This is a genomic window from Faecalicatena orotica (assembly GCF_003149245.1).
Taxonomy (GTDB): Bacteria; Bacillota; Clostridia; order Lachnospirales; family Lachnospiraceae; genus Faecalicatena_A; species Faecalicatena_A orotica.
Map to the genome: position 1 here is coordinate 37,463 of NZ_QGDL01000014.1, position 15,989 is coordinate 53,451.

General features: G+C 46.2%; 14 protein-coding genes and 1 tRNA gene. 12 read left to right on the plus strand and 3 right to left on the minus strand.

Annotated elements, in window-relative coordinates; all coding sequences use genetic code 11:
- The first annotated feature begins 146 nt into the window (after positions 1-146).
- The 6 genes from A8806_RS19985 (at position 147) to A8806_RS20010 (ending at position 6,794) form a co-directional block, all read left to right on the plus strand.
- Positions 147-812 carry a response regulator transcription factor gene (locus tag A8806_RS19985; RefSeq protein WP_109732939.1) on the plus strand — a complete coding sequence of 222 codons (666 nt, stop codon included), beginning with the start codon at positions 147-149 and terminating at the stop codon, positions 810-812.
- Positions 809-1,840: a sensor histidine kinase gene (locus A8806_RS19990; protein ID WP_109732940.1), complete on the plus strand. Its 1,032-nt coding sequence runs from the start codon at positions 809-811 to the stop codon at positions 1,838-1,840. Before A8806_RS19985 ends, A8806_RS19990 begins: the two co-directional genes overlap by 4 nt.
- Positions 1,841-1,921: 81 nt before the next feature.
- Positions 1,922-2,689, plus strand: a complete 768-nt coding sequence (locus A8806_RS19995; RefSeq protein WP_109733050.1) for an ABC transporter ATP-binding protein — start codon at positions 1,922-1,924, stop codon at positions 2,687-2,689.
- Positions 2,679-4,775, plus strand: a complete 2,097-nt coding sequence (locus A8806_RS20000) for an ABC transporter permease (RefSeq protein ID WP_181368803.1) — start codon at positions 2,679-2,681, stop codon at positions 4,773-4,775. Before A8806_RS19995 ends, A8806_RS20000 begins: the two co-directional genes overlap by 11 nt.
- Before the next feature lie 82 nt (positions 4,776-4,857).
- Positions 4,858-5,400, plus strand: coding sequence for a beta-class carbonic anhydrase (locus A8806_RS20005; protein ID WP_109733051.1), 543 nt, complete (start codon positions 4,858-4,860; stop codon positions 5,398-5,400).
- 107 nt (positions 5,401-5,507) lie between these two features.
- Positions 5,508-6,794 carry a metallophosphoesterase family protein gene (locus A8806_RS20010; RefSeq protein ID WP_181368804.1) on the plus strand — a complete coding sequence of 429 codons (1,287 nt, stop codon included), beginning with the start codon at positions 5,508-5,510 and terminating at the stop codon, positions 6,792-6,794.
- Positions 6,795-6,839: 45 nt separating this feature from the next.
- On the opposite strand, the gene A8806_RS20015 is transcribed toward A8806_RS20010, so the two are convergent.
- The 3 genes from A8806_RS20015 to A8806_RS20025 all read right to left on the minus strand — a co-directional run bounded on the left by A8806_RS20015 (position 6,840) and on the right by A8806_RS20025 (position 9,203).
- A tRNA-Ser gene (locus A8806_RS20015) sits at positions 6,840-6,925 on the minus strand.
- Positions 6,926-7,007: 82 nt separating this feature from the next.
- Positions 7,008-8,375 carry an MATE family efflux transporter gene (locus A8806_RS20020; RefSeq protein ID WP_109732943.1) on the minus strand — a complete coding sequence of 456 codons (1,368 nt, stop codon included), beginning with the start codon at positions 8,373-8,375 and terminating at the stop codon, positions 7,008-7,010.
- Positions 8,376-8,546: 171 nt separating this feature from the next.
- Complete coding sequence (locus A8806_RS20025) at positions 8,547-9,203, minus strand: DUF305 domain-containing protein (protein WP_109732944.1); 657 nt, start codon at positions 9,201-9,203, stop codon at positions 8,547-8,549.
- Between the two features lie 254 nt (positions 9,204-9,457).
- On the opposite strand from A8806_RS20025, the gene A8806_RS20030 reads away from it, so the two are divergent.
- The 6 genes from A8806_RS20030 to A8806_RS20050 all read left to right on the plus strand — a co-directional run bounded on the left by A8806_RS20030 (position 9,458) and on the right by A8806_RS20050 (position 15,987).
- Positions 9,458-9,802 (plus strand): PadR family transcriptional regulator, encoded by a 345-nt coding sequence (locus tag A8806_RS20030; RefSeq protein ID WP_109732945.1) that lies wholly within the window; start codon positions 9,458-9,460, stop codon positions 9,800-9,802.
- Positions 9,799-10,803: an HAAS signaling domain-containing protein gene (locus tag A8806_RS20035; protein ID WP_109732946.1), complete on the plus strand. Its 1,005-nt coding sequence runs from the start codon at positions 9,799-9,801 to the stop codon at positions 10,801-10,803. The genes A8806_RS20030 and A8806_RS20035 overlap by 4 nt, the downstream gene beginning before the upstream one ends.
- Before the next feature lie 184 nt (positions 10,804-10,987).
- Positions 10,988-13,657, plus strand: coding sequence for an alpha-L-rhamnosidase (locus A8806_RS20040; RefSeq protein WP_109732947.1), 2,670 nt, complete (start codon positions 10,988-10,990; stop codon positions 13,655-13,657).
- 105 nt (positions 13,658-13,762) lie between these two features.
- Positions 13,763-14,695: an ABC transporter substrate-binding protein gene (locus A8806_RS20045; RefSeq protein WP_242996203.1), complete on the plus strand. Its 933-nt coding sequence runs from the start codon at positions 13,763-13,765 to the stop codon at positions 14,693-14,695.
- Between the two features lie 60 nt (positions 14,696-14,755).
- Positions 14,756-15,064 (plus strand): hypothetical protein, encoded by a 309-nt coding sequence (locus A8806_RS26675; RefSeq protein WP_242996205.1) that lies wholly within the window; start codon positions 14,756-14,758, stop codon positions 15,062-15,064.
- A gap of 65 nt (positions 15,065-15,129) precedes the next feature.
- Positions 15,130-15,987, plus strand: coding sequence for a carbohydrate ABC transporter permease (locus A8806_RS20050; RefSeq protein WP_109732948.1), 858 nt, complete (start codon positions 15,130-15,132; stop codon positions 15,985-15,987).
- The last annotated feature ends 2 nt before the right edge of the window (positions 15,988-15,989 follow it).

Genomic DNA, 15,989 nt, shown 5'->3' on the forward strand with positions numbered 1-15,989 from the left:
GTTTGATAATTCATTTGGGACAATCAGCCGTATACATGATTTATCAAATACGCTCTAGAGTTTCAAGTTAATTTCGTTCATAGGGGAGCTTCACATGCGGTGGTTTCGCAGGTGAAGCTCTTTTTACCAAATGGGGAGGTCAGGTCATGGAACGTATTTATATAGTAGAAGACGAAGCACGCCTCAGGGATGAACTTTGCAGCGTGCTGGAAAAGAATGGGTATGAGTGCATTGCAGCAAAAGAGTTTGACCGGGTGGCAGAGGATATTCTGCGGGAGGCGCCGGATCTGGTACTGCTGGATCTGAGCCTTCCGGTTCATGATGGGTTTTATATCTGCAGGCGTATCAGAGAGGCTTCTAATATACCAATTATTGTTGTTACAAGCTCGAACAGCGACATGGATGAACTGATGAGCCTGAACCAGGGGGCAGATGATTTTATCACGAAGCCATATAATATCCATATTCTTCTGGCCCATATATCCGCGGTGCTGCTTCGGACAAATGGACATAAGAACAGCCTGACATTGTCACATCTGGGGCTGACACTGGATATTGGAAAGAGCCGGGCATCCTATAAAGGAAATTATGTGGAGCTTACAAAAAATGAACTGGGGATACTGAAGAATTTGATGGATCATAAAGGGACGATTGTCAGCCGTGATGAATTGATCAGAGAATTGTGGGAGATGGAAGAATTTGTGGAGGAGGGCACATTGAATGTCAACATCAACCGTCTTCGAAAGAAGCTTGCAGACATGGGATTGAATGACTATCTGAAAACAAAACGGGGACAGGGGTATATTATATGAAATTTTCACGCTATTGTCAGGATAAATGGGTATCAATCTTTATATTTGCCGTGATTTTGTTTGCCGGATGGGGGCTGCTTCTGTTGATAGAGACACCCATTGCAGTGACCTGTGTGATAGAGGGATTCTATCTGGCAGGTCTTTTGCTTTTGTTCCTGCATGACTTTTTTTCCAGAAAAGAGTTCTATGATAAGCTTTTAGAATATGCAGAGGATGTGAATGAGATTGCATATCTCTCGGAACTGATAACGGAACCTTCTTTTCAGGAAGGACAAATTTTGTATTATATTTTGCAGAAAGATGAGAAATATATGAATGACAGGGCTGCGAGTCAGGAAGCGGAACTTCAGGAGTATAAGGATTATGTAGAGATGTGGGTGCATGAGATTAAAACCCCCATTGCAGTGTCCAGACTGATCATGGAGAACCACCGGGATGAGGTGACGCGGAGCCTTTCCGGCGAGATGAACCGGATAGAAAAGTTTATTGACCAGATGTTGTATTATAGTAAAAGCAGCAGCCTGCAGGATGACTATATGATACGTGCCGTGTCTCTGAAGGAATTGGTGATGAGCAGTGTGAAGGAACATGCGGCAGATATGATTGCCGAGAAAGTAACGCCAAAATTCGAGGGGCTCGATATCATGGTACTTACGGATTTGAAGTGGATGAGGTTTGTATTGGGACAGATCATTTCCAACGGGGTGAAGTATCATTCCAAGGAGCGGAAACCGCAGCTTGTTTTTTCGGCTGTCAGAGTAGGGCGAAAGGTATGCCTGTCTATTTCGGATAACGGGATCGGAATGCCACCGGAAGATGTGGAGCGGGTATTCCGCAAAGGTTTTACCGGAAGCAATGGGCGGGAATATACAAAGTCGACCGGTATTGGGCTTTATTTGTGCGATATCTTATGCAGGAAACTTGGGACAAAACTGTCACTTACCTCAGTGAAGGGGGAAGGCACGGTTGTTTCCCTTGAATTCCTGACGGCTGGTGAGGAAGGGATGAAAAATATTACAAAAATGTAATCTTGCTGTTATGTAATGAAGTAGCAGCGCCCTTTTCCCTGTGATAAAATGATCCCATTAAAAAGGAAAAGGAGTATGATTATGAATCCTGTTTTAAAGGTTGAAAACCTGCAGAAATTTTATAAAACAAAAGGTACCGTTACGAAAGCGATTAACCATATCAGCTTTGAGGTAGAACGAGGAGAATATATCGGAATCATGGGGGCATCCGGGAGCGGAAAGACGACACTTTTGAATTGTATTTCCACGATAGACCGTCCGACGGCCGGAAAGATATTGATTAGTGGGCGGGATGTGACCAATCTGAACGAGAATCAACTGGCAAGGTTTAGAAGGGAAGCACTGGGGTTTATATTTCAAAGCTTCAATCTTCTAGACACATTGAGCGGTAGAGATAACATTGCTCTGGCACTGGCAATCAACGGGGTGAAACCTTCGAAGATCCCCCAAATAGTCGGGCAGGCAGCATCCGATTTAGATGTAGAGTCTATTCTCGATAAATATCCATATGAGATGTCCGGGGGACAGCAGCAGCGTATTGCCTGTGCCCGGGCGATTGTGACGAATCCAGCCCTGATCCTTGCGGATGAACCGACAGGGGCGCTGGATTCTAAATCAGCGGGCATGCTGCTGGAAAGTCTTAGAATCATGAATGAGGAGAAGAGGGCGACGATACTGATGGTCACTCATGACGCATTTACTGCAAGCCATTGTAAGCGTATTCTGTTCATAAAGGACGGAAGAATCTTCAATGAACTGGTCAGGGGCATAAAGAGCCGGAAAGAATTTTTTGATGAAATCATGCAGGTCGTTTCTTTTCTGGGAGGTGAGAAGAGCCATGCCCTTTAAGAAAATAAAAAGCAGGTCCACATCAGGGCTTTTCGATGAACTTGCCAGAAAGAATGTAAGGAAAAGTGCGAAAGATTATTTTATCTATTTTTTTACTCTGGCTCTTTCTGTATGCTTATTTTATAGCTTTAACTCCATCAGTACCCAGTTCACTTCATTGGGAATCGAGGATAAGCTGAATTATCTTGCTTTTTCGTCCGGCATGCTGAACGGATTTTCTGTGATTGTCTGCATTATCATGGGCGCGCTGGTCGTATATGCAAACCGCTTTCTGCTGAAGCGGAGAAAAAAGGAAATGGGAATCTATGCGACGCTTGGAATGGAGCGTAAGGAACTGAACGGAATTCTTATGAGAGAAACGCTGCGTATAGGCGCATTTTCACTGGTCGCAGGTCTGGTCATGGGAATCTTTGCGGCACAGATATTGTCTTTGCTGACTGCAAAGCTGGCAGGGATCAGCCTGGAGTCCTATCGTTTTATGGTTTCTTTTAAATCAATAGGGCTGAGCGTGCTGTTTTTCGGAATTTTATTTATTTTCGTACACTTTTTTAATACAAAAGAATTAAAGAAAATGAGCCTTTTGGATATGCTGTATTCAGACCGGAAGAATGAAACTGTGGCAGCGGCAGGCATAGGTGCAGGATGGCTGTTTGCAGTGCTGTCAATCGCCTTAACCGCAGGTGGATATTATATACTCATCACTGTGGCCAAGGAGGATATTGCAAGGGCTCTGGGGCAGGGCGTGGTACTGCTCATGCTGGGGACATTGTTTTTTATCAAGTCTGTCCTTAGAATTTCGACCAGACTGGAAAAGATGAACAAACGATATTACTTTAAGAACCTGAACCTATTCACGACAAGCCAGTTCTCCTCCAGGCTGAAGTCAGAAAGTACTTCAATTGCAATGACCTCTGTTCTGTTGTTTTTATCGTTATCTTTAATCATTCTGGGGCCTGGAATGGGGAAATACGCGACGAATGGGATTGGGTATTCGACACCGTATGATGCTTCCATTTATTATTCATCGGTGGAAGGTAAAGATGTAGAGGATCCGATGGAGTTGTTGAAGTCAGCAGGATTTGACCTGCAGAAGTATTCCAATTCTTACGAGGCGTTCTGGACTTACACGGCACCTTCCCTTACCTCGGATTTCCTTTCGGGAGAGAAGGTGGAATACGAGAAAAGCGAAACGAATCATAAGGTAGAAATAAGTCATGAGGCTGGCGGATTCGAAGGATATGACGAAGCAGAGTATGCAGCATATGAGCAGCAGATGTCCCTGCTTACGATTCTGGGGCTGGAGGACTATAATCGAATCTTAGCCTCCCAGAATCAAGAACCGGTACAACTGAAAGAAGGGGAATATGCAGTGTCATATGCATTCCCTGTGATGGAAAAGAAGCTGGAAGAGTTTCAGAGGAATCCGAAAACACTGACCATAGGTGATACATCCTTATCTCTGGCACCAAAGGGGATTTACCGTGCCGGCTGGAAGAACCAGAACATTTTGTCTGAGAATGGAACAATCATTGTGCCGCAGAGCATGGTTCAGGAACTGACACGGGACCAGTGGTTCGTAGATCTTAACTATCTGAGTCAGGATGAATCTTTTGGCGATAAGGTTTACGATGGCTGGTTCAATGCAGACGTGACAGGTTTCCAATTGTGGACGAGGCAGGAAACAATGGTTTCCCTCACAGCGGATAATCTATTGACCACATATCTGGGGCTGTATCTGGGTATGACATTCCTGATTACAGCCGGTGCGGTTCTGGCGATCCAGCAGATGGCCCATTCAGCAGATAATATAAAACGCTATAACCTTCTGAAGAAGCTGGGGGCATCAAAGAGGAATATGAAACAGACAGTGACAAAACAGTTAAGGGTTTACTTTGGCATGCCTCTGCTGCTGGCGGTCATTCATACAAGCGTTATTGTAGGTGTCGTATTTAGCGAGTTTGAAGGCTTTGATGCCAAATCGAAGCTGACGATTATCGGTGCCGGGGGTTTGATTGTTTTTGGCGTATATATTGTATATTATATTACGACATATCTGGGAAGTAAGAGAATCCTGCAGTTGAAATAAAGAGTCTTCAAAAATCTTCTGCCCTTGATTTATAGAGGTTCAAGAGTTATCATGAGAAGAAAGGCAGGGGCAGAAAATGAATATTATAGAAGAAATTCTGGATTATAATAAGAACTTTGTAGAAGAAAAGAAGTATGAGGCTTACAAAACAACTAAATACCCGGATAAGAAGCTTGCGATTCTGACGTGTATGGACACGAGACTGATTGAGCTTCTTCCGGCGGCTCTCGGGATCAGGAACGGGGATGCCAAGATCATTAAGAATGCAGGAGGGGTTATCAGTCATCCATATGGCAGTGTGGTCAGGAGCCTTCTGGTTGCAATACTGGAGCTGGGTGTGGATACGGTGATGGTAATTGCACATACAGACTGTGGTGTGCAGCAGATGGACAGCAGCCGCATGCTGGCGGAACTAAAGGTACGGGGCGTTTCGGAGGAGACGTTGGAGGGGCTGCACCGTGATGGGGTGGACTATAGCAGCTGGCTGCGTGGTTTTTCTAGCCCGGAAGAGTCTGTCCGGGAGTCGGTTGCCTGCTTGAAAGAGCATCCGTTGATACCGAAGGATGTTGTGATATGTGGTTTTGTGATGGATTCGGTGACAGGAGAGCTGGCAGAGGTAAGATAGTGAAATTAAGCCAATATGTATTATGTGGTTATCTCATGCATAAAATGTACAGTATAAAATTGACTGGTACGGCAGATTCCAGCAAGATAAAGGACAGTGAGGCAATTATGAATAAGAATTCTATCAAGTCTGACCGGGCCCAAATAGCTGCAATTATCGGGGGGATTCTCCTGCTTTTTGCAGCTTTTTTTATCGCTTTTTCTGTGCAGGACCAAAAGCAGGGAGAAAATAGGGAAGGCATGATACAAGAGGCAGCACGGCTTGATACTTCCGGGCTGATTTTGGAGGTAGGTGAGGATGAGAGGAGTGTACGGGTAAATTGGTATTCGAATGAAAAGTCTGATTTTGAACTTCAGTATGGGATTCCGTCCGGGGATGGAGAACCTGACAACTATGTGTCTGTACCGCTTAGCAGACGAAAAGGCGGTGTCGGGGGCACCTTCCGCTATACAGCCAATATGACGGCACTTGAGGCGGACAGCAGGTATGTATACCGGATTCTGGAAACTGGCAGTGGGGAAATGTCCCGGGATTATATTTACCGGACTGCACAAGTAGAAGAGATGTTCACCTTTTTGTTCGCGGGCGATCCGCAGATCGGGGCGGAGGGAACGGAGGAAGACAGTAAAAAATGGGATGAAACTTTAAAGAAGAGTGTGTCCCTTGTGCCGGAGGCTTCTTTTATTATTACGGCAGGCGATCAGACAGACAGCTCTGACAAGAAGAAAGCAAATAAGCAGTATCTTGGGTTTCGGAGTCCTGATGTGTTAAAGGAGCTTCCGGCAGCAGTCAACCGGGGGAACCATGAGGCGGGGAATGACCTGTATGAAAAACAGTTCCAGAGGGAAGGGCAGCAGGGGATGGAATATAGCTTCCTATATAAAAATGTGTTGTTTATCGCACTGGATTCGATGTCCACGGAACCCGTACAACAGATAGAGTTTTTTAGAAACACGGTGGAAACATATCCGGCGGACTGGATTGTGGTGACGATGCATTATTCCCTCTTCAGTGCAGGCTCTCATGCATATGATCATGACATTATCCGGCAGAGGGAGTATTTTGCACCTGTTTTTTCGGAGTGCAATGTGGACCTTGTGCTGGCAGGGCATGACCACAGCTATATGAGGACTTATTATATGAACGGATTGAATTCAACGGGAAAGGATGGCGGGAAGAAGGAAAGAGGAGAAGTCCTTTATCTGACTGGCGGTTCATCCACAGGAAACAAATTCTATAAGAAGACGAAAAAAGAAGTCGGGTATGATGTATTTTTTCTGGAAGATAAGATTCCAGTGGTTACGTCTGTGAATGTGGACGGAAAGACGATGACAATACGGACTTTTGATATGGATAGTAACGAGGAAATAGATTTCTGCGAAATAAGGAAATGAAAAATGACTGTTTACAGAATCATCTGTGAACAGTCATTATAAAAACGCAGCAGGAGGGATTTGAACCCCCGGAGCGTTGCCGCTCTTCTGCTTTCGAGGCAGATGCCATCAGCCAACTCGACCACTGCTGCATATGGGGCACAGTTATATAACTGTGCCTCAAATATTGTAACAAATTTCGGCAGGAAACTCCAGTATTTTTTCAAAAAAGTTTTATCTTATTATCTTCTGTCTCATGCCCTGTTTTTTCTGGAAATAGGGGGACCCCCATTTGAAAAACCAGAAGCAGAAGACGATCTGTATAACGGTGGAGCAGGGCGTTGCGAGGGCTATGTGGAACAGCGAAGCATCTGCGGCCCTGCTCATAAGATAGGATACCGGTATCCGGACACCGAAAGCGCCGATGAGGCCCTGTATCATAACGAAGGTTGTGCAGCCGCATCCGTTAAAATATCCGATGAAGCAGAATAAAAAGGACACGAGCAGTGTATCAATGGCATAACCTTTCAGATACTCGGCGGAGGCAAGGAGGACAGCACTGTCTTTCGCGAAGACTCTGGAGAGGAGATCGCCGTGGAAGAATGCGAAATAGCTCATGATAATGCCAAAGCAAAAGGAAGTAAGCATTCCGTAATACAAGCCTTTTATTGCCCGTTTCGGCTGTCCGGCGCCTATGTTCTGTGCGACATAAGCGGACATGGACTGCGTGTAGGCGGAGGGCACAAGCATGATAAAACCACACAGCTTTTCTGCAACGCCTACCCCGGCAGACGCGATCACACCAAGCTGGTTGACGATAGCTGTAATAGCCAGAAATGAGATGCTGACAAGCAGGTCCTGCAAAGCACAGGGGGCGCCCATTTTTACGATCCGCAGGATGATTTTCCTGTCAAACTGAATCTGTTTTCTGGAAAACGGAAAAGCCAGTCCGCGTTTTTTGATAATGATAAGTGATAAAACAACGCTGATGGCCTGTGAGAAAACAGTTGCCAGAGCTGCCCCGGAAGCCCCCAGCCTGAATGTCGCGACAAACAAAAGGTCGAGAAGAATGTTCGCTGCACAGGCAATCATGACAGCGATCAGGGGCGTTCGCGCATCGCCCATTCCCCGGAAGATACTCCCCAGGGTATTATAGGCGGCGATGAACAGGATTCCGGCGGAACAGATCATGACATATTGTACCGTATATTCAAAAGCTTCAGGAGGTGCATGGAGGAGTCTGACGAATACAGGGGTCATGAACATCATGACAGCGGTCAGTGTCAGGCTGAGTGCAGCAAACAAGCAGATTCCGGCGCCTACGGTATTGCCGATCTCATGTTCCCTGCGCTGCCCGAACTGCTGGCCTATGATGATGGTCACACCCATAGCCAGTCCTGTGATGATGACGGTCAGTGAATAGAGCACCTGGCTTCCTGTAGCTACGGCAGAAACGGACGCAGGCGATGCAAACTGCCCGACAACGAGTAGGTCAACCGCCCCATAAAGTGTCTGCAGGATCAGGGCAGCCATGATGGGCAGGGTAAAGCGCATCAGCGGTCCCAGTATTTTCCCTTGTGTTAAGTCAGTATTTTTCTTCATAGTGTAAAAGTCCCCCATAAAAATGATAAAATAAAAAAGGACAAGAAAGCAGGTGTTTCAGCCTGCCATCTTATCCGGCAAATCACTTCTTAGTGAGTATCCGCCCTCCGATGAGCAAGTATATTTTATCGGGGAGTGAAGAAAATGTCAGCCTATTTTGGGGAGAACTTATTAAGATCTTTTCAAAATGGCCTGCATCTGGCCAATCTCTGCATTCTGTGATTCGATGATATTTTGTGCGAGCGCTGCTACCTGCTCTTCATCTGTGTTTCCTAAGATGGCCCGGGCCATGTCCACTGCCATCTGGTGGTGCATGATCATCCCTTGTGCGAAGGCATCATCTACGTTTTTAGGGGACTTGTGGGAGGCGTGGTCCATATGGTGTGCGGAAAGCATTTTTTCATAGGCATTCAAATATGTCTGCTCCTGCCCGGCGTTCTGGGTGCCCTGTTTTTTTATATCGTCGATCATTGTCTGCATCTGTTGGATTTCCTGCTTCTGGACCTGTATGATACTTTCGGCCAGCTGGCGCAGTTCATCATCGGAACCGCCGTATTTCAGATAGCTTTCTGACATGGAGACGGCTGCCTGATGATGGGGGATCATTCCAGTCAGGAAGTCCAGGGCGGCGTTACCGGCCGGGGAAATATTTTCCATATCCTGCATCATTTGATCCATGAGTTCATTTTCATCATTTATATAGCTGCTGAGATTTTCCTGGGCGGAAGAGCCGGCATCGGTATTTCTTCCGAAGAGGGCCCAGAAAAGCAGTACGATTAGGACGGCTGCGGCTATTCCGCCTGTCCAGTAAATTGCTTTTTTGTTCATGATGACCTCCATATGAGATAGGGTGATTATATATTACAGTCTGTATATTCCGGTGCAGACTGTTAGTACTTAGAATGCCGCATTCGTCCGGGGTTATACGGATTGATTTTAAAACCAGTTAAGATAGGCACCTTACCTTGAAGCAAGTGTGCCTGAGGTATTAGGCAAATAAAAGTATTGTTAAAATAAATATAATATATTATTGACAATAGTGTGTGACACACAGTATAATAAAAACACAAGGAGGCGGTGCTATGGGAGAAGAAAAAGATCTGATGGGGAACCTGGTCTCTGAACTCAGGAGGGGAACCCTGATTTTAAGTGTACTGAGCCAGTTAGGGGAAGCAAAGTACGGATACGCACTTGTACAAAGCCTGGAGCTGAAAGGTGTGGAGATAGACCCCAATACTCTCTATCCGCTGCTGCGGAGACTTGAGAAGCAGGGACTGTTAAGCAGCCAGTGGGATGTAGGAGAGGCGAAGCCAAGGAAGTATTACAGAAGGACACTTCTGGGAGATGACATTTTCAGAGAACTGAAGGAACAGTGGGAGAGATTATCGGATAATATGGAGCAGATTTTGCGGGAGGAATCGATATGACAGACAGAGAGCGGGAGTTGGTTAACCGGTATATATATGAAGTGACGAAACGTGTTCCGAAGGCACAGCGGGAAGAGATCGAGCTGGAGCTTAAGGAACTTATAGATGATATGCTGGAAGGGCTGACGCTGGAACAAGTATTTGCAAAGCTGGGGGATCCGGCCGTGTTTGCAAAGAAGTACAGGGAAGATAAGAACTATATGATCAGTCCGGAGTACTATGACAATTATATGTGGGTGATGAAGATTGTACTTATATGTACGGCCGGGGGACTTTTTATATCTGCAGTTGTGAAGTGCATCATTGACTATAGTAGTATTTTTTATATCATCGTCCGCTTCTTAAATGACATCATCATAGCAGGGCTGACAGTATTCGGGGCAGTGACACTGATTTTTACATTTATGGAGCGGCAGAAGGTCAGGATCGACCTGAAGAGGGAGAAGGCATGGACACCGGATATGCTGAACCCCATACCGGACAAAAAAGCAAGGATCAGCCGGGGAGACTGTATCGCATCCATCGTATTCCTGATCCTGTTCAGCTGTCTGCTCATTTTTGCACCACAGCTGTTCGGTGCATACTCGGTGAAAGGGGATAAAGTGGTGAATGTTCCGCTGCTTAATCTGGCGAAGTGGGATATCATCCTGCCGGTGTTCCTGTTTAGTATGCTGGTTAGTTTTGTGGATGAGATCATAAAGCTTGTGACGGGATGTTACTGCAGGCTTGTAATGCTGAGCAGTATTATAACAAACGCAGTGGGACTTATTTTATCCGTGATTGTGCTGAAAGTGCTTCCGTTTTGGAATACTGATTTTGTCCGGGAAGTAGCACAGTTTGATAATGATTTTAAGTTGAAAGTATTCTGGCAGAAGAAGATGGTATTGGGATGGGACGGTCAGACGCTTTCCAATGTTATTCTGGCAATTATTGTATTTGCGTGTGTAATTGAAGTTGCAACAACAGTATATAAAACAATGCGGTATGGCCGCGATATGTGACAGTATATGGCTAAATAGACAGAATAGCCTGCCAATGAAGTTCAAAAGGGTCAGACCCCTCTGCAGAGGGGTCTGACCCTTTTGAACTTTTTGGATTCTCCATGCATGTTGACTAGATACTCTATCCTATTTTCAGATAAATTATGTTAACTTTATCTTATCAAGTATGTAGGAGGAACGAGTGATGTTAGGTTTATCCAGAATTCTAATTAATTATCAGGAGAATCCTGTCGGGATTGAAAAAATTGAACAGGTTGGCTGGGTGATTGTGTCGGATCAGAAACATGTGATACAGAAGAATTATGAACTGCAGATCAGCAGGGACGAGGAGTTTGGAGAGCTGGTTTATGACAGTGGTGTAACAGAGAGCGGGGAATCGGCCCATGTTGTAATCGACAATGAATCTCTGAAACTCCAGTCATCCACGAAGTATTTCATCAGGGTAAGGATCTCTGCAAAAGATGGGGGGCCAAGTGAATGGAAGACAGGCTTCTTTGTGACAGCGCTGCTATCCGAGGAAGATTGGAAGGCAAAGTTTATCACGATTGAGACAGAGGCGGATAAGGATGACAGCAGAGGGTCTTATGTGAGGAACGAGATTGTAATCGGAAAAAGGGTAAAGGCTGCATATGCGCATGTGACCGCACTTGGTCTGTACCAATTGTATATCAATGGGAAAAAGGTCGGTGATGATGAGTTTACACCCGGATGGACTTCTTATAATAAGCACTTGCTATATCAGACCTATGACGTCACGGATTATCTGTTTGATGAAACATGGGAAGAGGGCAGTGTAAATGCAGTAGCGGGCCATATCGGGGCCGGCTGGTATAAAGGTACGGTTGGATTCGTGCGCATGCGGAATCATTATGGGACAAGAGCGGCCTTTGCCTGCCAGATTGCAGTGGAGTATGTGGACGGGTCACGGGAAACATTTTTGACGGATACATCCTGGAAGGGAACATACAGCCCGGTGCTGTTTTCAGAAATATATGACGGAGAGATTTATGATGCGCGCAGAGAGATTCCCGGCTGGAATGAGGCGGGGCTGAATACGGAAAACTGGGCGGACGTGGCGGCAGTACCTTTCGGGGCCGATGTACTGTCAGCGCAGAGTGGCTGTAAGGTGAAACAGATTACAGAGGTTCCGGCGAAAAGAATCTTTCAGACACCGCAGGGGGACACGGTCATTGATTTTGGACAGAATATGACGGGCTGGATCGAGTTTAAGGTCAAGGGCAGATCAGGCGACAGGGTAGAACTGAACTGCTTTGAAGTGCTGGATGCAGAAGGGAATGTTTATCTTGATAATCTGCGTTCGGCGAAGGAAACGATTATCTATACATGTAAAGGCAGCGAAGAAGTAACATTCCACCCTCACTTCTCATTTCAGGGATTCCAGTTTGTGAAAGTTTCCGTATATCCGGGAGAGTTGAAAGAGGAGAATTTTACGGCGTATGCACTGCATTCGGACATGGCTGTTACGGGAGAGTTTGAGTGTTCTAATCCGGATATCAATCAGCTGCAGCACAATATTATATGGGGGATGAAAGGCAATTTCCTCGATGTGCCGACCGACTGCCCGCAGAGGGATGAACGTCTGGGCTGGACGGGGGACGCACAGATTTTCTGCCGTACGGCTACATTTTTAAAGGATACCTATACCTTTTACAGCAAATGGCTCCGGGATGTGGAGGCAGACCAGACAGATGAGGGCGGGGTGCCCCATGTCGTACCGGATATTCTGATCGGGAAGTCTTCTGCCGACCGGCTGATGAAGGACGGGGACCATTCTGCGGCGGCGTGGGCCGATGTGGCGATTATTATGCCCTGGACACTTTATCTGACTTACGGGGACACAACCGTTATCGAAAGGCAGTATGACAGTATGAAAGCATGGATCGGATTCATGCAGGAACATTCCGTAGGAAACATCTGGAATTATAAGCTTCAGTTTGGCGACTGGGTGGCTCTGGATGCCGAAGAGGGCAGTTACTTCGGCGCAACGCCGAATGACCTGACCTGTACCGCATATTATGCGTATTCCACAAGGCTGTTTGTGAAAATGGCAGAGATCATCGGACGCACGGAGGATGCAGAAGAATACAGGAAGCTGTACAATGAGATTGTGGATACCTATCAGAAGACATTCTTTGATGAGACGGGACACATGAATGTGCAGACACAGACCGCACAGATCGTTTCTCTGTACTTTGACCTTGTGCCGGAGGCGTTCAGACAGAATGTGGTGGATGATCTGTTAAGGCTTCTGGATAAAGAAAACGGACATCTGGTGACGGGATTCGTCGGCACTCCTTATTTCTGCCATGCACTCAGCCAGAACGGGCATACAAAAGAGGCTTACGAACTGCTTCTGAAAGATGATTTCCCGTCATGGCTGTATCAGGTCAGAATGGGTGCGACGACAATCTGGGAGCACTGGGACGGCATGAAGCCGGACGGGACGATGTGGAGTCCGGATATGAATTCCTTCAACCACTATGCTTACGGGGCCATCGGCGAGTGGCTGTACCGGGCGGCGGCAGGAATTGAATGCGACGAGAAGCATCCGGGCTACAAGCACAGCATCATTGCCCCTCATCCGGGAGGCGGGCTGGATTACGTGAAAGCTTCCTATGAAAGTGTATATGGAAAAATCGTATCTGACTGGAATGTGGATGGAAATAGGGTGACACTCCACGTAGAAGTTCCATGTAATACAACCGCATCGATCTGCCCTTACAATGCGACAGAGATACTGGACTCATGCGGGCTGGCTTTTGAGGAAACAAGAGAGGGATACCGGGCAGAGGCAGGTTCCGGAATCTACGAGATTACCTATCTTATGGAATAAAAACATTTGACTGGATTTTCAATATCGGTTTGTAAGATTATCCATGTTAAGCGAAAAAGAATCATGTTAACATAAATTTATCAAAAGCAAGGAGGAAATTAAGAAATGAAAAAGAAAATAGTTGCAGTGCTTTTATGTGCCACCATGATCGCGGGGATGGCGGCAGGATGCGGATCTTCTGACAAAGGATCAGGCACATCATCAGACGGAAAGGATATGACAGAGCTGACACTTTTGATCGACACGGATGTTACTACGGCAGGATTTGAAGCAGTTGCGAAAAAGGCAGAAGAAAAGCTCGGGATTAAGGTGAATATTGAAACAAGGCCGGGCGGGGCAGACGGAGACAACATTGTGAAGACAAGGCTTGCATCGGGCGACATGGCAGACCTTTGCCTTTACAACTCAGGGGCCCTGTTAAACGCACTGAATCCGGCGGAATACTTTATCGATATCTCAGGGGAAGATTTCGTATCAAGGATCGATGACAACTACAAATCAGCAGTTTCCGTCGGGGATAAGGTATTCGGTGTCCCATATCAGTCCGCACAGGCGGAAGGAATCGTTTACAGCAAACCGATGTACGAAAAATATAATCTGGAAATCCCGAAGACATGGGACGAGTTCCTGGCTAATTGTGATGTGTTAAAGGAAAACGGCGAGACAGCCATCTTAGGTACATATGCAGATTCATGGACAGCACAGGTCCCATTCTTAGGAGACGCCTACAATCTGGAACAGAGTGATCCGGAGTTCGCAGAAAAATTTGATGCGGGAGAGGCAAAATGGGCAACTACACCTGCAGCCTTAAGAAGCTTTGAAAAACTGGCCGATACAACAGAATACTATAACAGCGATTACCTTGCAACGACATATGATGACGGCTGCGATATCATGGCTAATGGCGAAGCCGGCCACTGGTTTATCTTATCCCAGGCATTATCCAATATTTATGAGCTGTATCAGGATCAGGTTAATGACCTCGGCGTATTTGCAGTACCGGGAGACAGTGCAGAAGATAACGGAATCACACTCTGATACCCGGCAGCTCTTTATGGCAACAAGAACAGCGACAAGACAGATGCGATCCTGAAATTCATGGAATTCTATATTTCAGATGAGGCACTTGACGCATATTCAGAAGCAGTTCTTCCGGACGGCCCATACTGTGTAAAAGATTACGAGATGCCAGATAACGCGTACGACCCGGTAGCAAACGATATTCAGGCATACTTTGAATCCGGAAAAAATGCACCGGCGCTGGAATACATCAGCCAGGTAAAAGGTGCTGACTGTCCGGCAATCTGTCAGGAGCTTGGCTCAGGGCAGACAACAGCAAAAGAAGCTGCTGAAAAATACGACAAAGACTGTGCAAAACAGGCAACGCAGCTTGGATTAGACTGGTAAAAATTTAACAAGCAGGCTCAAAGGGGTCAGACCCCTTTGAACCTTTCGAAAATTGGAGGGTGGAAATGGACAAGAAAAAAATATATTCGAATTGGTTTATCGTACCGGCGATGGTGATTTTCACAGTATTCTTCCTCCTGCCGATGGTCATATCGTTTTTCTTCAGTATGACGGTATGGGATTTCAACAGTTTTACGTTTTGCGGATTTGATAATTTTAAGACATTCTTCTCAGATTCGTCTTTGTACAGCTCTGTTATCAACACTCTGATTTATGCAATACTCACATGCGGGCTGAAACTTATCATTGCATTTTTCCTGGCGGTATTTCTGACAAGTAAGATTAAAACGAAAAATTTCTTGAGATCTGTAGTATTCTTTCCAAACCTGATCAGTACCATTGCAGTAGGTATTACATTCTGCGCTTTAATGCATCCGTCCAAGGGTCTGATCAACCAGGTGATTACTATGCTCGGTGGGACAGGGATGGACTGGCTCGGCAATACAAAGACAGCTTTATATGCAGTCATTCTTACGGATGTCTGGAAGGGCGTCGGTGTTGCAACCGTTATTTTCATTGCGGGCATGCAGTCGATTGACAAGACTTATTATGAGGCAGCTTCGATTGACGGCGCTACTGCATGGGAACAGCTGAAGGCAATCACAGTGCCGCTCAGCCGGCCAGCCATGAATTCCGTTATAATACTGGCATTCATCGGCGGTATGCGTACATTTGACCTGATATGGGCGATGACAGGCGGCGGACCGGGGTATGCGACAGAGGTCATGGCATCCACCGTTTATAAGCAGTATGCAGCAGGATTCTATGGATTGTCCACGGCAGGAAATGTAATTATGTTTGCTGTCATAGCACTTCTGGCATTCCCGCTTCAGAAATTCCTGCTCAGCAAGGAGGCAGAATAACC